The organism is Nocardia sp. NPDC058058, assembly GCF_042885355.1.
GTDB lineage: Bacteria > Actinomycetota > Actinomycetes > Mycobacteriales > Mycobacteriaceae > Nocardia.
In genome coordinates, this window is the sequence record NZ_JBHVSA010000002.1 from 297,701 (window position 1) to 316,598 (window position 18,898).

The following is an 18,898-nucleotide window of genomic DNA, read 5'->3' on the forward strand; positions in this document are numbered from 1 at the left end:
TTCGGTTCGGCTGCCGTTTTTCAGCAGGCGGCCAAACCACCCGGCCCGGAGCCGAGCATGAGCGGCACCGCCCAGCGATCCGCACCCAACCGCCGCGGCGTCGCCGTGCGCGCGGCCTGCTGCTGCCCCCGGCGCATTCGCGGCCGCGCCGCGAGCTCCACCTCGCGCCGATCCGATGCGGCCGAACCGATCTCGAGATCCGCGTACAGAATCCCCTCCGCGCCCGCGGCGAGCGGCGTGACCACCTCGGCCCCGCCCGCGGCGTAGATCCGGGCCTGCCCACTGCCGCGCCCGGTCTGCGGCCCGCGGCGATCCCAGGCCGCCGCGCCGACCACCGCGCACGGCGCCACCACATAGGCATTCGCCTCCAGCGCGTACATGCGGCTCACCGTCGCGGCCGAATCCGGGCCCGCCGCCTCACCTTCCGGATTTCCCGGCCAGGCCGCGATATGAATCTGCTCCTCATCGGCGCGCAACGCGCGCGTCAGCAGCGGCCGCTGATTCTCCTGGCCGGACAGCGCGCCGACCCGCCCGATCACACCGTGCCGCACGGCCGGGAGATTCGGTGTGCCGGAGGCGAATACCTTGCGTTCAATCGGATTGAGCCCCGCTTTACGGCGTACCGAAACGATCTCGCCGTTCTCGTCGATAACAGCCTGTGCCATATAGATTCGACGATCCTGTCGTTCCCCGAATCCGAGTACCACATGCACACCGTGATCCCTTGCGGCGCCGGTGATTCGACGCATTTCCAGACCGTCACGGGTCATCGAATTCTCGCGGCAGCGGGTCGAATATTCGACGTTCCACTGATTGGAATCCACCCAGCGCCACCATGGATAACCAGGTAGGAAGGTCTCCGGGAATGCGACCAGGCGAGCGCCCGACGCGGCAGCGGCGCCGATCAGTTCGACAACCTGCTCCACTCCCTCCGATAACCGCAGCCATTTCGGCTCGGCCTGGATCGCCGCCACTCGCACAGTCTTTCTCATCCCATTTCCCTCATGGAATGGATGCTTGCGGAATGGCGACAGGGCACACCATGGCCGAGTGTGCCGCTTTACCGACTGTTCATGCCACTGCGGTGTTTATAGCAATAAACAGTTCAAGGCAATGTACGGAATGCTCCGGGGGTAGTACCCATTTCGGTGCGGAACGAACGATAGAAGCTGCGCTCGGTCAGGAATCCCGAAGCCTTCGCCACCGCGGACAGCGGCAACTGCGGTGCGGTACGCAACAACTCGCAGGAACGTTCGATGCGCATACGCCGCAACACCGCCCCCGGACCGCCCTCGAACTCACCGAACACGCGATACAGAGTACGCCGCGACATTCGGCAACCTTCCGCGATTCGATCGACTCCGAGATCCGGATCCGCGCAGTTCTCGCGCATGAAACTCAAGACCCGCTGCCGATTCAGCGCATCGGCGGACTGATCCCGCGGCACCCCGCCCGAGGCCGCCACCACCGCCGCCGCCAGCAGATCCATTCCGGGTTCGGCCAGCAGTGCCGCACCGCCCGGATCATCACGCCGCAATCGGGCCACACTGCGGAAGAATTGCGCGACCACACCCGGCGCGCTTTCCCCCGAAAAGTGCTTCGCGGTGGGCACTTCCGCGCCCATGACGCCGTATCGTTCACGCAGCTTGCTCATCGGCACCTGTAGTACGACCTGTTCCCACTCCTGATCGAATTCCCAGTCATAGGGCCGTGAGGTGTCATAGAACACGATGCCCCCGGGCCCCACTTCCACGACTCGATCGTCCTGACACAACCGGGCACTACCGGAAAGCGGAATACTTGCGAGCAAGAACTCGTCTTCGGTGCGAGCGATCAACGAACCGGTGCGGTGGATCGACTGCGGCGTCGATCCGACCACGGTCAGATCCAAATCGCCATATCGAGTGTGCTCGATATGTCCGCGAAAGGGCCCCGTGGGCAGCGGCGAAACCGCTAGCGGCACATAGGCCGCACTCACATGCGCTTCCCAGCGCTCGAAAGCCTCCACCGCCGAGGCTTCCGATCCGGATCGCACCTCGACCCGATTGACTTGCGCAGACCGCTCCACTCCCCATCCCTCGACACATTCGACTGCCACTGCACCAATACCCAACCATCCCAACAGCACTCGGAGAAAGCACTAGGCCGCGGACTCGCAACTCAGATCCAACTCCAGGTCCGCATACAGGATGCCCTGTTCGTGCCCGCTCAGCGGAGCCGCCAACTCGGTGCCGCCGGGCGCGTAGATTCGGGAATGCCCGCCCGGACCCCGCACCAGCTGTTTCGCGGGTTCCGTTCCGCCGCGCCGACTTTCGCTGCCCGCCACATCCATCACCGAACAGGCCGCGATCACATTCAGATTGCCGACCACCGCGTACCAGAGCGTGGCGGCATTGTTGACCCGCACGCCCCAATCCACATCCCGCGCGATGATGAAACCGGGCCAGGACACGATATGCAGCTGCGCGCCGGTGCGTTCCAGCTCCCGGCGCGCGGGCAGATGCAATTGCTCGGACCCGCCCTGCACGCCGATCCGGCCGATATCGGTGCGGAACACGTACGGATCGGTGATCTCACCGCAGCGGAAGATCCGGTGCTCCAGCGGAGTCAACTCCGGCTTGCGCCGCACCCCCGCGAGCACACCCCGATCATCGATGAGGCACTGCGACATGTAGAGCGCGCTGCCGCAGCGCTCGCTGAACCCGAGCAGCACATGAATCCGATGCCGACGCGCGGCATCCGCGATGCGGCGGAATTCGGTGCGGCCCACGGTCAGTGAATTGGTCCGATATCGCGCGAAGAAACCCTGCCCCCAACTCACCGAATCCAGCCATAACCACCACGGGTAGCCGGGCAGGAAGGTCTCCGGGAACGCGACCAGCTGCGCACCACCGGCCGCCGCCGCCTCGATGAGTTCGATGGCCTGCTGGACGCCCGCCCGCAGATCCAGCCACCGCGGTTCGGCTTGGACGGCTGCTACACGCACCTTCGTCGGCACCTCGGCTCCCTTCGACACGATGGGGATGATCTGTGCCATCACCCTTCGCCGAACGGCTGTCCGGTACAGCGACATCCCGTGCCGAGCTACCGACGTGGTGTGCCTGGGTCCAATTGCGCGCGGAATTGCCCGGGCGTCTGCCCGGTCTCATCGCGGAAGGCGCGATAGAAGTGCCGATCGGTGGCGAACCCCGAGGCCGCCGCGATCGCGGCCAGCGGCCGATTCGGATCGGCGCGCAGCAGCCGGCGAGCATGCTCGACCCGCATGCGCCGCACCAGCGCCGCCGGACCGCCGAACCCCTCGCACAGCCGATACAGCGTGCGTCGCGACACCAGGCAGGCGTGCGCCACCTCGTCCACGGTGAGCTCGGGATCGGTATAGCGCTTGCGCAGGTAGGCCAGCACCTGCTGGCGCGTGTACAGCGAATCCGAGGGGGCGGGCGAATTGCGCCCGGTGGCCAGCAGCACCGCGGAGGACAGCATGCCCGCGATCTCCGAATCCAGCACCGTTGCGGCCCTGGAGGTCTCATCGGGCGCGAGTTCGGCCAGCCCGCGGAAGAACCCGGCAACCACACCGAGCGCACCGGTGGTCGGCAACGGCGTGGCGATCGGCAGTTCGTCGCGCACCAGCCCGGCGTGCTCGAGCACCAGATGCATGGGCGCGCGCACGATCGCCGATACCGAATTCTCGGTGGTGCGGCTCTCGATCGGACGTGCGCTGTCGAAGAAGACGATGGAACCGGCGGGCGTATCGGCGACCCGGCCGTTCTGCTCGGTCCAGTTCGAGCCTTCCACAACGATATTCACCAGCAGGAACTCCGCGGTGGCCTGTTCGACCTGGCGGCGGGTGCGCATGACCCGCTGCGCGCTGGCGGACATGAGGGTGAAACTGGAGCGGTCGAACTGGGTCGTGCTCACCTTTCCGTGCCAGTGACCGGTGGCCAACGGCTCGATGGTGGAAGGCAGCACAGCATCGGAGACCAGTGCCTCCCACTGCTCGAAGGCCTGGCGAGCCGAGGTTTCCGTACTCGAGCAGACCTCGGCGCTGGCGGTTGCCGCGTTTCCCACCCCAGCATCATCCCATCCCCGGGGCACCAGCAAACATGTATTGAACCTGTTCGAACCCGGCGAAACAGACCAACCGCCAGAGAATTCCAGGTAGTTACCAGAGAATTCCGGGCAGTACGACGCCCGGTCGTCGGCGGCTCGACAACGACCGGGCGGCGTCTCCGCATCGCATGACCCGACCCGTCGGCATCATCGGCGACTGCCGGTGCGAGGGCTACCACCGGCGTGAACCGGATGCCCCACAAGTATTCACACCGGTAGCCACACTGTGACTGCCCGGCAGTGCCAAGTCACTGACCATTGACGTCAGCCCGATCGACACCGCATCGCGCACAATTCGACACCGCGCCGCGGATACGAGCCGCCCGGCACATCGCGCACAATGCATCGCATCCGAGGCACGGTGGCCGGCGCGGCCGCGAATCACGCGTGCACGGCGCGGAATTCGCCCGGCGTCATGCCGATCTCGCGTTTGAAGGCGCGATAGAACTGCCGTTCGGAGACGAATCCGGCGGCCCGCGCGATGGAGAGCAACGGGCGTGTCGGATCCGTCCGGATCAGTGCGAGCGCGCGCTCGATTCGCATGCGGCGCAACATGGCGGCCAGTCCGTCCTCACCGTTCTCGAACAGTCGATACAGCGTGCGCCGCGATACCGCGCAGGCCGCCGCCACCCGATCCACCGTGAGCCCCGGATCGGCATAGTGTTGCTGGATATACGCCATCGCCTGCTGTTTGGTGAGCGCCTGCGCCGGTTCGTCGGACGGCGCGGCCCCGGCCGCCAGCTGCACCACCGAGGCCAGCAAACCCGTGCCGTGCCGCGCCAGCACCGAGGCCTGCTCCGGCGCGGTGTGCTGCAATTGCGCCAGCCCGCAGAAGAATCGGCCGACTATCCCGGCCGCGCCCTCCGGCGGAAAGCGCACCGCCGTCGGCAACCGATCCGAGGCGACACCCGATGCGCCCACCACCTGGGACAGCGGCACCTGCACCGCCACCACGCCCCAGCTCTGCTCGAAATGCGCGGTGAACGGGCGCGAACTTACGTACAGCAGCAGCCCGCCGTCGGCCATCTCGCCCACCCGGCCGTCCTGTTCCAGCCAGCCGCGCCCGTGCGTGGTCACGCTGGCGAACAGGATGGGTTCGTCCGGTTCGTGGATCAGCCGCGGAATGCGGCTGATGTGCTGACCGCTCGCGTCCACCGTCGAGACATCCAGATCATCGAACCGGGACTGCACTATTCGGGCCCGGAAGTCGCCGGATCGCACCGGCGTCACCACCAGGGGCACATATGCCTGTGCCACCGCTGCCTCCCACTGCTCGAAGGTCTCCTGTTCGGAAACCTCCGGCATGGACCGCACTTCCACCACTGCGGGCTCCAGGCCGCTCATTGGCCGATTGTCGCACCATCGGGCACACCGAAAGTCGAAATCCCTTCATAACTTCCAACTTTCGGGCTACGCGCCCGAATTCACCGGTGTGTCCCGACTGCCGAGTGTCGGATAGCGCATCGAAAAATCCGCGTATTGCAAGTTGCAATACGAATCCCCACGGCGGAGTTGAGGATTCACGGCGACGGCCGGATTCCACACGGCCACCCCGCCATCTTCCTCCGAATCCGGGAAAATCGCGAATCACGCTCCGCTATAGGCGAATTCGAGTCCAGTATGACTCAATCACCACAGCATCCGGAAGAATCGGGCACAGTTCGCATTTCACGCGTCTCCGCATTGCGTGCGGCCAGCTCCGAATCATCCGGATAATCCACCGCGATGAGGCTCAACCCGTGCGCCGGCGCGACGGTGACCGCACTGGCGCGTTCGCGCTCGTTCAGCAGCCCGCCGACCCAGTCCGGGGTGCGCCTGCCCTCGCCGACCGCGAGCACCGCGCCGACCAGACTGCGCACCATGGACCAGCAGAAGGCGTCCGCGGAGACATACGCGGTGAGCGAATCACCCGCGCGCTCCCAGTCGAAGCGCTGCAATTCCCGAATGGTGGTCGCGCCCTCCCGGCGCTTGCAGAAGGCCGCGAAATCATGCAGCCCCAGCAACTTTCGCGAGGCGGCCGCCATCGCCTCCAGATCGACGCCGGGGCGGCACGGCACGATATGCCGGGCCCGCAACGGATCCGCGCCGTACGGCGCGGTGGTGAGGCGATAGGCGTAATGCCGCCGGATGGCGGAGAACCGGGCGTCGAACTCCGGCGGCGCCGGCCGAACATCCATGACCCGAACGTCTTTCGGCAGGAATCGCGCGAGCCGGTGCACCAGCCGCGGGCCGTCCACCTCACCGTGCGTATCGAAATGCGCGACCTGACCCTCGGCGTGCACACCGGCATCGGTGCGCCCGGCCACGGTCAACTGGATCGGCTCGCGCCGCACCTTGCTCAGCGCCTCCTCCAGCGTGCCCTGCACGGTGCGCAGGCCGGGCTGGCGGGCCCACCCGGTGAAGTCGGTGCCGTCATAGCCGATGTCGAGCCGTACCCGAACCGAAACCGGCTCCGGCGCCTGATCCTCCACGGTCACAGCGATCTCCTGGTTAACATGAAGGAAGCCCGCCGACCCGGAGGGGACGGCGGGCTTCCTCATGGAATGAGACGGAAGACTAGGCTTCCTTCTTCTCCTCGGCAGCGGCCTCGGCCGGAGCCTCGGCAACGACCTCGGCGGTCTCCTCGGCCGGAGCCTCGGCGACGGGGGTCTCGGCCTGCTGCGAAGCCGCGACGCGACGGGCACGATCGGCCTCGTTGGTCACGGTCTTCTCGCGGACCAGCTCGATGATCGCCATCGGAGCGTTGTCACCCTTGCGCGGGATGGTCTTGATGATGCGGGTGTAGCCACCCTCGCGACCCTCGAACGACGGGCCGATGTCCGCGAACAGCGAGTGCACGACGTCCTTGTTGCGGATCACCTTCATCACCTCGCGACGGTCGGCAAGAGAGCCGGCCTTCGCCTTGGTGACAAGCTTCTCGGCATAGGGGCGCAGCGCCTTGGCCTTGGACTCGGTGGTCTTGATGCGACCGTGCTCGAAGAGCGCCGTGGCCAGGTTGGCGAAGATCGCCTTCTGGTGCGACGCCGACCCGCCGAAGCGGGCACCCTTCTTGGGCTTGGGCATTGGAATCTCCTGTGTCTAAGACCGCCGGGGCGCCCGCCCCATACGGCCTAAAGCTGTTCGGTCTCGGCGTAGTCCTGCTCGCCGCTGTCGGTGTCGCTGAACGAACCGCTGTCGCTCCAGGTGCCGCTCGCCGCGTCGTAACCGACGACGGAGGACGGATCGAAGGAGGCCGGGGAGTCCTTGAGGGACAGACCAAGCGAATGCAGCTTGACCTTGACCTCGTCGATGGACTTCTGGCCGAAGTTACGGATATCCAGCAGATCGGACTCGGTGCGGGCAACCAGCTCGCCGACGGTGTGCACACCCTCGCGCTTGAGGCAGTTGTAGGACCGCACGGTCAGGTCCAGGTCCTCGATCGGCAGACCGAACGAAGCGATGTGATCCGCTTCGGCCGGGCTCGGGCCGATCTCGATGCCCTCGGCCTCGACGTTCAGCTCGCGAGCGAGACCGAACAGTTCGACCAGAGTCTTACCCGCCGACGCCAGCGCATCCCGAGCGGAAATCGAGTTCTTGGTCTCGACATCCAGGATGAGCCGGTCGAAGTCGGTGCGCTGCTCGACACGAGTCGCCTCGACCTTGTAGGTCACCTTGAGAACCGGCGAGTAGATCGAATCCACCGGAATCCGGCCGATTTCCGCACCCGACGCCTTGTTCTGCACGGCAGGAACGTAGCCGCGACCGCGCTCGACAACGAGCTCGATCTCCAGCTTGCCCTTGTCGTTCAGGGTCGCGATGTGCATGTCCGGGTTGTGCACGGTCACGCCGGCCGGGGGAACGATGTCCCCACCGGTGACCGAGCCCGGGCCCTGCTTGCGGACGTACATGGTGACCGGCTCGTCCTCTTCGGACGAGACAACCAGGCCCTTGAGGTTCAGGATGATGTCGGTGACATCTTCCTTCACACCCGGAACCGTGGTGAACTCGTGCAGCACGCCGTCGATACGAATGCTCGTAACGGCAGCCCCCGGGATCGAGGACAGCAGCGTGCGGCGCAGCGAGTTACCGAGGGTGTAACCGAAACCCGGCTCCAGCGGTTCGATGGTGAACCGCGACCGGTTCTCGGACACAACCTCTTCGGTCAGTGTCGGTCGCTGTGAAATCAGCATGGATTTCTCCTCCTTCGAGCGTCCGCTATTTGACGCTCACGACTGGAAAATGTTGCTGCCCTGAACAATTCAGGGCACCAACCAGCGATGCGCTAAGCGCACCTCATTACTTCGAGTAGAACTCGACGATCAGCTGTTCCTGCAGCGGAACATCGATCTGCGCACGCTCGGGGAGCTGGTGCACCAGAATGCGAAGACGGCCGGGAACGACCTGGAGCCAACCCGGAACCGGGCGGTCACCAACGGTTTCGCGCGCAACCTGGAAAGGCAGCGTGCCCAGCGACTTCTCCTTGACATCGATGATGTCGTACTGGGAAACCTGGAAGCTGGGGACGTCGACCTTCACGCCGTTGACCACGAGGTGGCCGTGGCTGACGAGCTGACGAGCCTGACGACGGGTACGGGCCAGACCGGCGCGGTACACGACGTTGTCCAGACGGGTCTCGAGCAGACGCAGCAGGTTGTCGCCGGTCTTACCCTTCTGGCGGTTCGCCTCTTCGTAGTAGCGGCGGAACTGCTTCTCCATGACGCCGTACGAGAAGCGAGCCTTCTGCTTCTCCTGCAGCTGCATGAGGTACTCGGATTCCTTGATCCGCGCGCGGCCGTGCTGGCCGGGCGGGTAAGGACGACGCTCGAACGCCTGGTCGCCTCCAACGAGGTCAACACGGAGACGACGCGACTTGCGGGTGATGGGGCCTGTATAGCGAGCCATGATTCTCTACCTTTTCCTTCCCGCTTAGACGCGACGCCGCTTGGGCGGACGGCAGCCGTTGTGCGGCTGCGGGGTGACATCGGAGATCGTGCCGACCTCGAGGCCAGCGGCCTGGAGCGAACGGATCGCGGTCTCGCGGCCCGAACCCGGGCCCTTCACGAACACGTCGACCTTCTTGACGCCGTGCTCCTGCGCCTTGCGGGCAGCGTTCTCGGCGGCAAGCTGCGCGGCGAACGGGGTCGACTTACGCGAACCCTTGAAGCCGACGTGGCCCGAGGACGCCCAAGAGATGACGTTGCCGGCCGGGTCGGTGATCGACACGATGGTGTTGTTGAACGTGCTCTTGATGTGCGCGTGGCCGTGCGGGACGTTCTTCTTATCCCGGCGACGCGACTTCTGAGTCTTCTTCGGACCCGAGGTCCGGCTCTTCGGAGGCATGCGCTATCCCTACTTCTTCTTGCCGGCGACGGTCTTCTTCGGACCCTTGCGCGTGCGGGCGTTGGTCTTGGTCCGCTGGCCGCGCACAGGCAGGCCACGACGGTGGCGCAGACCCTGGTAGCAGCCGATCTCGATCTTGCGACGGATGTCGGCCTGAACCTCGCGGCGCAGGTCGCCTTCCACCTTCAGAGCGGAGCTTTCGATGTAGTCACGGAGTACCGTGACCTGCTCATCGGTGAGGTCCTTGGAACGGATGTCACCGGACACACCGGTGGCTTCCAGGATCTCCTTGGCGCGGGTGCGACCAATGCCGAAGATGTAAGTCAGCGCGATCTCCATGCGCTTTTCGCGCGGGAGATCGACGCCCATCAGACGTGCCATGTGGCATTTCCTTAATGGTTGCGGAGGTCTGCTCCCTGGCCGTCCCCTCGTAATGGGGCCCCGGCCTCCGTACCGGGGGAAGGCCGCCATCCGCCCTCTACAGGGCTCGACAACGGCGACTGGCGTTGGGAGTTACTTCTGTGTTGCTGCCAATCCGAATCGCGTTCGGTGCTTGGCTGGTGAGCGACCGGGGTTACCCCCGGCGATCCGGCTAGGCCGAGATCAGCCCTGACGCTGCTTGTGGCGCAGGTTCTCGCAGATCACCATGACCCGACCGTGACGGCGGATCACCTTGCACTTCTCGCAGATCGGCTTGACGCTGGGGTTGACCTTCACGTCAGATCCAATCTGGTTCCGTGTGCTCACTGGCCGTGAACACAGTTTTTCCCCGGCCTAATGGCCGGGGAAGACCCGGAGCGGAAAAGCTCCGGAAGCCTTTAATGCCCGGTTAGGGGCAAATCACTTGTAGCGGTAGACGATCCGACCGCGGGTCAAGTCGTAGGGCGACAGCTCCACGACGACGCGATCCTCGGGCAGAATGCGGATGTAGTGCTGCCGCATCTTGCCGCTGATGTGCGCGAGAACCTTGTGACCGTTCTCCAGCTCAATCCGGAACATCGCGTTGGGCAATGGTTCGATAACCCGGCCCTCGACCTCGATGGCCCCTTCCTTCTTCGCCATATCCTCCGCGATCCCGTTTCAGGCTGAACCTGGTTGGTTCAACTCATCACGTCTAGCAGCCTCTGTAGTTAGTCGTGCACTACATGCGACCGGGTGCGATACTCGCTGAGCGTCGCTCATCCGCACGGAATGTGGACATGCCACAACCAGCAGGTAGGTGCACCGCCGACCAATGCTACCCGCTGCGCCAGATGCGGCCAAATACGCCCTGTTCGGGTGGGCTGGAACACACGCTGCGGTCAGGGTTGGGAAGCCCGTGGCGGGGTAGTCCGGCCGGAGTACCGCCAAGCTGGGTGGGTGCGAGCTCGCGCAGGCCCGAGCACAGCACGGCGAGAGATCGCTAAACTACGGCCTGTCCTGCCAGACCGCGCAACACACGGGGGTTGATGTGAGCCGCAATAACGACGGCCTCCCCATGCTTCCGCCATGGCTGTCCGAAAGCGACGTCTCCCAATCCGGCTACGAAGCCCCCGTGGAGAACCTCCCGCACGACGACCTCATCCCCGAGGAGAAGTCGCCCCGCCGCCTCTTCGGCCGCCGCAAATCTCGCAAGGACAGCGCCCCGGACAACGACCCGGCTCCCACCCGCCAGCCCTGGTCCACCTCCGACCCCCACCTCCCCGCACCTCCCACCACCCCAGAGCTCGACTCCCCGGCCCCCGCCAACGGCCGCTTCACCACCCCGCCGAACCCCCAGCCGGACAACCACTCCCCGGACGGCACTCCCGCCGAGCAGCGTGGACCGTCGAGCCAGCCGGGCCGCACGCCGAACTCCACCGCACCCGGTGTCGAGCACGGCCCGCGGTCTCAGGCTCCGGACGCGCCCCGAGGTCAGCAGCCCGAACCCCATCAGCCCACCCGCTCAACCCCTTCCGCTACCGATCTCCCCCCGCGCCCGAACAACGGCGCGGCCCCGGATCACCAGCCCCCGGGCGCACGCTTCTCCGCCCCACCCGCCCCCGACTCACATCGCGGCGCACCACAACCGTCATTCGGCCAACCCCGCCAGTCGACCCCTCTCCCCCCACCGCCCCACGGCGTCCCGCCCATCCCCGATGCGCCCCACCACCATTCGCCTTCCCCGGCGCAACAGAACTCACCCGCAGCGGCACAGCAGAGTTCACCCGCAGCGGCGCAGCAGAGTTCACCGGCAGCGGCACAACAGGATCAGACCGCGGCGCCGCGGCAGGGTCCCCCGCCCGCGCAGCAGCCGCAGCACGGTGGCGCATCCCTCGTCCCGCCCGCCGCGACCGAGTCCGCACCGGCGCGGCCCGCTCTCCCGGATTCGCCGCCGCGGAGCGCGCAATCCGGCGATCAGGCACCCACACAGCAGCCCGATTCGCCCGCACCGCACCAAGATCCGCATGGACCGGGCGCGGCAGCGAGCACCCGCGCCCCACTCCCTCCGTCTCCGACCGAGATGGCCCGGCCACGCCCAACCCTCCCCGATCCCCCATCGCACATCGCACCGGAGGCGGCGTCCCCCGCCGCACCGCGACGACTGCCCCCGCTCGAAGCGCCCACCCCCCAACCCGACCCCCTCGCACTCTCCCCCGACTCCCCTCCGAGCGCACCGCACCACCCGCCACTCCCCGAAGCACCCGGACACGCCGCAGAGCTCGGCGCATCCCCGCTGTCGCCGTCCGCGCCGGATAGCTCCGCCCCCGACGCACCTCTCGGACCGCAGGGTTCGAATACGGCCGTACCCCCGGCATTCCCGATACCCGGCACCCCTGTCGACGACATCCTCGCGCCCCCACGCACCCCCGTCCCAGCGCCCGAGCAACCCCTGCTCCCCCCACCGCCGCACGGTGCCGGAACCCCACCCCCACAGGGACCCGCAAACACCGGCCCACTGGCGTTCCCGGTCCCGGGAACTCCCCTCGACGACATCCTCGCGCCGCCCCGACCGAGCACCCCCACAGGCCAAGGCAATTCGAGCGGCGAGCCGCCCCAGCCCGTCTACGCACCGGATATGACTGTCCGGGTACCAATTTCACCCACACCACCGCACCTGGACCAGGCCACTCCGGAAGCACCGCGTGAATCCGCGTCCGGGACGGCCCAGGGTTCGACCGGCTCGGACCACAGCACCCCTCGAAACCCGGCGGCGCACACTGCCGCACCGAACGGCTTGCCCGATCCCAGCCTCGGATCCGTGCATGACACCCCGCTCGCCCCCGGAGCCACCTCGCGGCCGGACCCGGCCACGCCCCAAAACGCAGCACCGACTTCCGGCGGCCCCAGCACCGGGTCCCTGCCTATAGACAGCGAAGAGGATGCGAACACCGGCCGCCATCGAGCGATCGACGCACCTCTGCCGGGAACCCCGGAATCCCTTCCAAGACAACCGACTTCGCCTGCGAGCTCCCAAGGCGGCCGACAGCCGGGCCCCGCCGCCGTCACACCGCCGACCCCGGCACAGCAGGCAGAAACGCCGCCCTGGCGTCAGCCCACGGCTCCCCAGTCCGCGCAGCAGCCTCCCGCAACGGCACCGCAGCACGGATCCACCCCCGGACCGCAACAGCCCGCTCGCCAGGAACCCGGACCCCACGAATCCGACGTCCAGCAGCAGGAATACGCGCCCGAGCGGCGCGATCGGACATCGCCGCAGCAGGGCCCCTCCGCAACACCCGGAGGACCCGCGACCGGAAGCCAGTGGCCCCCAGTGGGATCGGCAACGGGACCGCAGGGATCCCCTGCACCGCAGCACGGAACGGCCGCGCAGCCCGGCCCTGCGACCGGTTCGCACGGCCCAGGTCACCAGGGCGCGCACACCGGCGGGCTGCCGGTGCTGACGCCTCCGGACGCGCCGGGCATGGCCGCGTGGCATCGCGGACCGCAGGCACCGCAGCAGGGCACTCCCGGTGCGCCGCAGCACAATCCGCCGCAGCCCGCGTCGAGTCAGGACTTGCCGGGTCAGCCGCCCCAGCACGCTCCCGGACAGGGTCTGCCGGGTCAGGCTGCACAGGGTGGTTCGCAGGGACCCGCGACGCACCAGCCCACCGCGCCTGACACGGGTTCGGAGCGTTCGCCACTCGGCTCGGCTCGGGTACCGGGAGCCAACTGGGCTCCGAACCCTTTGCTGTCGGGTCCGAACACCTGGCAGCAGAACCCCGCCCCGGGCGAAAGCGGCACCGGCGCACCGATTTCCGGCGCTCCGGCCGCGAACAGCGGTGCCGCGCCCGTGACTCCCGCAGCCTCCGCGCCGTCGAACGGCACACCGGCCCGCCCGGAGGGACAGCCGGGAGCGCCGAGCGCACCCGCTCACCAATTCCCACCCGCGAATCAACTCCCGGGCGTGAACCACGTCCAACCGAATCAAGCACCGGCGCAACCATATTGGGGACCGGACAACAACCCCCAGATCGGCCGGGAGCAGCCCGGTACAGGGCAGGCGAACCGCGGTGTGGCGCAGCCGGGGCCCACCCCTACCGGAAGTAATAGCGCTCAGGCGCACCCAACCCCGGCCGCGGCGTCATCCAACTGGGGTGCGCCCCAGCAGCCCGCGGCCGATGGCGGTCGCGGACCGCAAACCGGCGGCCGCGTGCCGACACCGGCGAACGAAGCTGTGTCCCGGCCCGGGAATGCCGACGGCAACGGAGCTGACGGGTCGAGTGCGGCCGGTCGGGAAGCCGTCGGTAGCGCAGTCGGACAAGCGAATTGGGGACAGTCGGGAAGCAATCCGCCCGGACAACCCGCTGCAAACGGTCAGCCCGGCAACTACGCCGCCGCGCCGAACAACCAGGGTGTGCCACAACCCGGGAACGCCGACCTCGGAGCCGCGGGTGCTCAGGGGCCGTTGGGTCACGCTGCGGGACAGCCGAATTGGGGCGCGTCGCAGCCGGGATCCGTGGAGAACGGGAACGGTGCGGACGGCAGCGGGCAGCCTGGCGCGGCGGGATATGGGCAGCAGCCGGGTCAGGTTGGGCCGGGCCAGCAGGGTGGGGCGGGCGCGTACGGACAGCAAGGCGCGCCGGAGGCGCATGCACAACACCCCGGGCAAGCGGGGTATGGACACCAGGTGCAGCAACCCGGGGCGGTAGCGCACGGACAGCAGGGGTATGGGCAGCAGGTGGGTGGGTATGTGCCGCCTGCCGCGCCTTTGCAGTTCGGGGTGGGGCGGCAGCAAGGGGTGCCGTCGCTGGATGATGTGCCGTTGCGGCGGGCGAAGAAGGCTGCCGGGTCGGGGTGGCGGCGGGCCGTGCATCATGCGACCGGCGGGGCCATCAATCCGGGGATGTCGGCCGAGGAGCGGCGGCTGCAGGAGTTGGTGGCGCGGATTCGGCAGCCGGTGCGCGGGGATTACCGGATCGCCGTGCTGTCGCTGAAGGGCGGGGTGGGAAAGACCACGACCACCATGGGATTGGGGTCGATCTTCTCGTCCATTCGCGGGGATCGGGTGATCGCGGTGGACGCGAATCCGGACTTCGGGACGCTGTCCCAGCGGGTGCCATTGCAGACGCGATCGACGGTGCGGGATCTGCTGCTGGATCCGACCATCGCGCGGTATTCGGATGTGCGGCGGCATACCTCGCAGGCCGGTAGCCGGTTGGAAGTGCTTGCGAGTGAACGTGATCCGGCGGCGTCGGAGGCCTTCAGCGAGGACGAGTACCGCAATGTGGCGCGCATTCTGCAGCGCTTCTACAACATCATCCTGACCGATTGCGGTACGGGACTTATGCATTCGGCCATGGCGGGCGTGCTGGATCTGGCGCATTCGCTGGTGCTGATCTCCTCGTCCGCGATCGATGGCGCGCGCAGTGCCGCGGCCACGCTGGATTGGCTGTCCCTGCACGGGCACGACCATCTGGTGCGCAATGCGGTCGTGGTGATCAACCTGCCGCGCCCGGGCGCCCCGAATGTCGGTATCAATCAGCTGCGCGACTATTTCCTGTCCCGCTGCCGTGCCGTGCACATCATCCCGTACGACGGCCATCTCGGTGAGGGCGCGGAGATCGATCTGAACCGCCTGTCCAAGGACACCAAGCGCGCCTACGTGGAGCTCGCCGCCACCGTGGCCGACGATTTCGCCACCGATCACCGCCGCTACGGCGGCTGATCAGAACGGCGGCTGATCAGAACCCGCTGTACGAAACGGAGCGGCGCACACACTGCGCCGCTCCTTTTCGTCCACTGTGTCCTGCGTCTCTTTGCGGCAGATTAACTGCCACAACCGTTGGGTCACGCGCAGGGAGTTGAGGCAGATGCATCTCGGAGCAGCCGTCGGCGTTCTGGACGAGGATCGGATGGCCGCCGCGCCGCGGCTCGAATTCGATCCCGGTGCTCAGCCGCCCGGCGCCAGGCTGGTCTGGCCGGGCGCTGCGGCCTCGCTCACCGAGCTGATCGAGATCTTCTCCGCGCTGGGCCTGCACGTCACCACGCACGAGGTGAGCGCCGATGCCGCCGAGCATCGATTCACCTTCCGCCCCAACGCTTTCGAGCTGACCGAGCCGATGGCGAAACTGCTGGCCGAAGCCTTCCTGGCCGCGGCCGAGGGCGAGTTCGAGATCGACGGCTTCACCAGCCTGACCGCGACCGCGGGTCTGTCCTGGCGTGATGTGGTGCTGGTGCGCGCGGCCTGCCGCTATCTGCGCCAGGCGGGCCTGCGCCTGGGTGGCCCGCGCATCGCCGAAATCCTCACCGCGCATTCGGATTTCGTGCGTGCGTTCGTGGCGCTGTGGCATGCCCGCTTCGATCCCGCGCTGCCGGATCGCACCGAGCGCGTGGAGGCGGCCGAGGCCGAGGTCCGGCGGCGCATGGAGGCCGCGACCACGCTGCCGGAGGATCAATTGCTGCGCGGCCTGTCCACGTTCTGCGCGGCGGTATTGCGCACCAATTGGTTTCAGCCCGAGCGCGCCGTGGCGGCGTTCAAAATCGATCCGTCGCGGCTGTCGCTGACCGGTCCGATCACCCCGTATCGCGAGATCTTCGTGCATTCGACGCGCGTGGAGGGCAGCCATGTGCGCAGCGGCGTGATCGCGCGCGGCGGCCTGCGCTGGTCCGATCGCGTCGACGACTTCCGCACGGAGGTACTGGGTTTGATGAAAACCCAGACGGTGAAGAATTCGGTGATCGTGCCCATGGGCGCGAAGGGCGCGTTCGTGGTGCGCGGCGGCGTCACCGATCCGGCATCGGTGCAGCGCGCATACGCGGCGTTCATCGGTGGCCTGCTCGATGTGACCGACAATATCGTCGATGGCGTGAGCATCCCGCCCGCCCGGACGGTGGTGTACGACGATCCGGATTCCTATCTGGTGGTGGCGGCCGACAAGGGCACCGCGCGCTTCTCGGATCTGGCGAATTCCATTGCGATGGCCCGCGGTTTCTGGCTGGGCGATGCCTTCGCCTCGGGCGGTTCGACCGGCTACGACCACAAGGCGCTGGGCATTACCGCGCGCGGCGCGTGGCGTTCGATCCGGCAGCATTTCGCCGAGCTGGGCATCGACCCCGAGGTGCAGCCCTTCACCGTGACCGGCATCGGCGATATGTCGGGTGATGTGTTCGGCAACGGCATGCTGGAAACCGAATGCATCCGTCTGATCGGCGCCTTCGATCACCGGCATATCTTCCTCGATCCGGATCCGGACCCGGTGCTGTCGTTCAAGGAGCGCACCCGGCTGGCGGCCCTGGATCGCAGCAGCTGGGCCGACTACGACCCGACCCTGATCTCCGAGGGCGGCGGCGTCTGGCCGCGCACCGCGAAGTCGGTGCCGCTCTCCCCGCAGGTACGCCGCCGCCTGGGTGTGATGGCCACGGAATTGCCTGCGCCGGAACTGATTCGGGCGATGCTGTGCGCGGAGGTCGATCTGCTGTTCAACGGCGGTATCGGCACCTATGTGCGCGCCGCGGGTGAACTCGACGCCGAGGTCGCCGACCCATCGAATGACGATGTGCGCGTGAGCGCGGACCGCCTGCGCTGCCGGGTCGTCGGCGAGGGCGGCAATCTGGGATTGACCCAGCAGGCCCGCATCGAATTCGCCGTCGCGGGCGGCAAGGTGAACGCCGACTTCATCGACAACGCGGCGGGCGTAGCCACCTCGGATCGCGAGGTGAATCTCAAGATCGCACTGGATTCCGCGGTGGCGGAGGGTCTTTCGACGGTCGCCGAGCGCAATAAGCTGCTCGCCGCGAACGCCGATGCCGTGGCCCGCGCGGTACTCGCCGACTGCGACCGCCAGGCCCTGGCCATCAGCCTCGCCGAGGCGCACGCGCCGTTCCTCATCGACCGGCACGGCCGCCTGATCGAAAACCTGGAGCAGGCAACCGATCTCGATCGCGCGGCCGAATTCCTACCCACCCGGGCCGAACTCGCCGCTCGCCGCCGCGCGGGCAAGGGCCTGGTGCGCCCGGAGATCGCGGTCCTGCTGGCCACGGCCAAGAACCTGGTCCGTGATGAACTGCTGGCCTCGGACGCCCTCGACGATCCGGTCGTGTCCGGAACCCTGGCCGGCTATTTCCCCGAGCGCATTCGCACACTGCTGGGCGAGCGCCTGCTGAACGAGCATCCGGTGGCGCGCGAGATCGTCGCGGTGGCGGCGGCCAATCAGGTGATCAACCGGGTCGGCCCCGGCCTGATCCATCGTTTGGAGGAGCGCATCGGCGCGGGCACCCCGCAGATCGTGCTGGCCTGCACCGTCATCGATACTGTGCTGGATGTGGACCGCTGGTGGCGCGACGCGCTGGCCCTGCCGGGTGTCTCCCCCCAGGTCCGCATGGGCGTGCTCAAGGGCATCCAGGACGCGGTGGAACAGTCCACCGCCTGGCTTCTCACGCACCGCTCGGGCGATTCCTGGTCCGCCGAAATCGACCGTCACGCACCACTTGTCGCGGAATTGGTCGCGGTCCTGCCCCGCCCGGGCGGCCATTCCGGCCGCGATCTGGCCAACCTGCGCCTGCTCGCCCAGGCCCTGCCTCTGAGCGATACGGCCCGCCGCACCCGCCTGCCCGTCGCCCTGGTCGCCCAGACCTATCGCGAGTTGGGCGAGCTGATCGGTTTGGATTGGCTGGCAACGACTTTCGCCACCACCCGCACCTCCGATCACTGGGAAACCCTCGCCGCCGCGGTCCTGGCCGACGAACTCCAATCCCGCTGGCACGCTTTGGTGGCGGCCGTCCTCTCCGAAGCCACCCCCGGTGATTCCGCCCGCGACCACGTCACCGGATGGAAGGAAACCCCCACCGCGACCCGCCTGATCGACCTCGTCGGCCAACTACAGCGTTCCGACACGGTCGACATCGCCCGCCTGTGCGTGGTCAACGCCGAATTGGCCACGGCCGCAACGCACTGACACCACCTTCGGATGACCGTCCCGTCATCCCGGCGCGTTCTCGGCCGGGATCCAGACGGTCGAGTCATCCACAGCATTGTGTGGATCCCGGCCAAAAGCATGCCGGGATGACGGGGCGG

General features: G+C 67.4%; 15 protein-coding genes. 2 read left to right on the forward strand and 13 right to left on the reverse strand.

Features of this window, described 5'->3' with window-relative positions; translation table 11 throughout:
• Positions 1-20: 20 nt before the first annotated feature.
• The 13 genes from ACFVUS_RS16480 to infA form a co-directional block, all read right to left on the reverse strand.
• Entirely contained in the window at positions 21-992 is a 972-nt protein-coding gene (locus ACFVUS_RS16480; protein ID WP_387766329.1) for a nitrilase-related carbon-nitrogen hydrolase, read from the reverse strand.
• 113 nt (positions 993-1,105) lie between these two features.
• Entirely contained in the window at positions 1,106-2,068 is a 963-nt protein-coding gene (locus ACFVUS_RS16485) for an AraC family transcriptional regulator (RefSeq protein WP_387766332.1), read from the reverse strand.
• A gap of 72 nt (positions 2,069-2,140) precedes the next feature.
• A complete protein-coding gene (locus tag ACFVUS_RS16490) occupies positions 2,141-3,016 on the reverse strand; it encodes a nitrilase-related carbon-nitrogen hydrolase (RefSeq protein ID WP_387766335.1) in 876 nt (291 codons plus the stop codon).
• Positions 3,017-3,084: 68 nt separating this feature from the next.
• A complete protein-coding gene (locus ACFVUS_RS16495) occupies positions 3,085-4,065 on the reverse strand; it encodes an AraC family transcriptional regulator (protein WP_387766338.1) in 981 nt (326 codons plus the stop codon).
• A gap of 423 nt (positions 4,066-4,488) precedes the next feature.
• Positions 4,489-5,451 carry a helix-turn-helix domain-containing protein gene (locus tag ACFVUS_RS16500; RefSeq protein ID WP_387766341.1) on the reverse strand — a complete coding sequence of 321 codons (963 nt, stop codon included), beginning with the start codon at positions 5,449-5,451 and terminating at the stop codon, positions 4,489-4,491.
• A gap of 281 nt (positions 5,452-5,732) precedes the next feature.
• Positions 5,733-6,647 carry a tRNA pseudouridine(38-40) synthase TruA gene (truA, locus tag ACFVUS_RS16505; RefSeq protein WP_387766344.1) on the reverse strand — a complete coding sequence of 305 codons (915 nt, stop codon included), beginning with the start codon at positions 6,645-6,647 and terminating at the stop codon, positions 5,733-5,735.
• 16 nt (positions 6,648-6,663) lie between these two features.
• Entirely contained in the window at positions 6,664-7,170 is a 507-nt protein-coding gene (gene rplQ / locus ACFVUS_RS16510) for a 50S ribosomal protein L17 (protein ID WP_387766347.1), read from the reverse strand.
• Between the two features lie 47 nt (positions 7,171-7,217).
• Complete coding sequence (locus ACFVUS_RS16515) at positions 7,218-8,276, reverse strand: DNA-directed RNA polymerase subunit alpha (RefSeq protein WP_364640777.1); 1,059 nt, start codon at positions 8,274-8,276, stop codon at positions 7,218-7,220.
• 106 nt (positions 8,277-8,382) lie between these two features.
• The gene (gene rpsD / locus ACFVUS_RS16520) at positions 8,383-8,988 is read right to left on the reverse strand and encodes a 30S ribosomal protein S4 (protein WP_375963197.1); all 606 of its coding nucleotides are present in this window, start codon (positions 8,986-8,988) and stop codon (positions 8,383-8,385) included.
• 24 nt (positions 8,989-9,012) lie between these two features.
• On the reverse strand, positions 9,013-9,426 hold the full coding sequence (gene rpsK / locus ACFVUS_RS16525) for a 30S ribosomal protein S11 (protein WP_067561707.1): 414 nt from the start codon (positions 9,424-9,426) through the stop codon (positions 9,013-9,015).
• Between the two features lie 9 nt (positions 9,427-9,435).
• Positions 9,436-9,807: a 30S ribosomal protein S13 gene (gene rpsM / locus ACFVUS_RS16530; protein ID WP_067561705.1), complete on the reverse strand. Its 372-nt coding sequence runs from the start codon at positions 9,805-9,807 to the stop codon at positions 9,436-9,438.
• Between the two features lie 222 nt (positions 9,808-10,029).
• On the reverse strand, positions 10,030-10,143 hold the full coding sequence (rpmJ, locus tag ACFVUS_RS16535; RefSeq protein WP_067561702.1) for a 50S ribosomal protein L36: 114 nt from the start codon (positions 10,141-10,143) through the stop codon (positions 10,030-10,032).
• Positions 10,144-10,266: 123 nt separating this feature from the next.
• Positions 10,267-10,488, reverse strand: a complete 222-nt coding sequence (infA, locus tag ACFVUS_RS16540) for a translation initiation factor IF-1 (protein ID WP_040804562.1) — start codon at positions 10,486-10,488, stop codon at positions 10,267-10,269.
• A gap of 4,024 nt (positions 10,489-14,512) precedes the next feature.
• Between infA and ACFVUS_RS16545 the strand changes: the two genes are divergently transcribed.
• Both ACFVUS_RS16545 and ACFVUS_RS16550 read left to right on the forward strand, forming a co-directional pair.
• The gene (locus tag ACFVUS_RS16545; RefSeq protein WP_387766354.1) at positions 14,513-15,550 is read left to right on the forward strand and encodes a MinD/ParA family protein; all 1,038 of its coding nucleotides are present in this window, start codon (positions 14,513-14,515) and stop codon (positions 15,548-15,550) included.
• Positions 15,551-15,695: 145 nt separating this feature from the next.
• The gene (locus ACFVUS_RS16550) at positions 15,696-18,779 is read left to right on the forward strand and encodes an NAD-glutamate dehydrogenase domain-containing protein (protein WP_387766357.1); all 3,084 of its coding nucleotides are present in this window, start codon (positions 15,696-15,698) and stop codon (positions 18,777-18,779) included.
• Positions 18,780-18,898 lie beyond the last annotated feature (119 nt).

Bases quoted from the DNA above. Each gene is read 5' to 3' on its own strand.
- ACFVUS_RS16515 (WP_364640777.1), bottom strand. From the start codon at position 8,276: ATGCTGATTTCACAGCGACCGACACTGACCGAAGAGGTTGTGTCCGAG.
- ACFVUS_RS16550 (WP_387766357.1), top strand. From the start codon at position 15,696: ATGCATCTCGGAGCAGCCGTCGGCGTTCTGGACGAGGATCGGATGGCC.
- truA (WP_387766344.1), bottom strand. From the start codon at position 6,647: ATGAGGAAGCCCGCCGTCCCCTCCGGGTCGGCGGGCTTCCTTCATGTT.
- ACFVUS_RS16500 (WP_387766341.1), bottom strand. From the start codon at position 5,451: ATGAGCGGCCTGGAGCCCGCAGTGGTGGAAGTGCGGTCCATGCCGGAG.
- infA (WP_040804562.1), bottom strand. From the start codon at position 10,488: ATGGCGAAGAAGGAAGGGGCCATCGAGGTCGAGGGCCGGGTTATCGAA.
- rpsM (WP_067561705.1), bottom strand. From the start codon at position 9,807: ATGGCACGTCTGATGGGCGTCGATCTCCCGCGCGAAAAGCGCATGGAG.
- rpsD (WP_375963197.1), bottom strand. From the start codon at position 8,988: ATGGCTCGCTATACAGGCCCCATCACCCGCAAGTCGCGTCGTCTCCGT.
- ACFVUS_RS16480 (WP_387766329.1), bottom strand. From the start codon at position 992: ATGAGAAAGACTGTGCGAGTGGCGGCGATCCAGGCCGAGCCGAAATGG.
- rplQ (WP_387766347.1), bottom strand. From the start codon at position 7,170: ATGCCCAAGCCCAAGAAGGGTGCCCGCTTCGGCGGGTCGGCGTCGCAC.
- rpsK (WP_067561707.1), bottom strand. From the start codon at position 9,426: ATGCCTCCGAAGAGCCGGACCTCGGGTCCGAAGAAGACTCAGAAGTCG.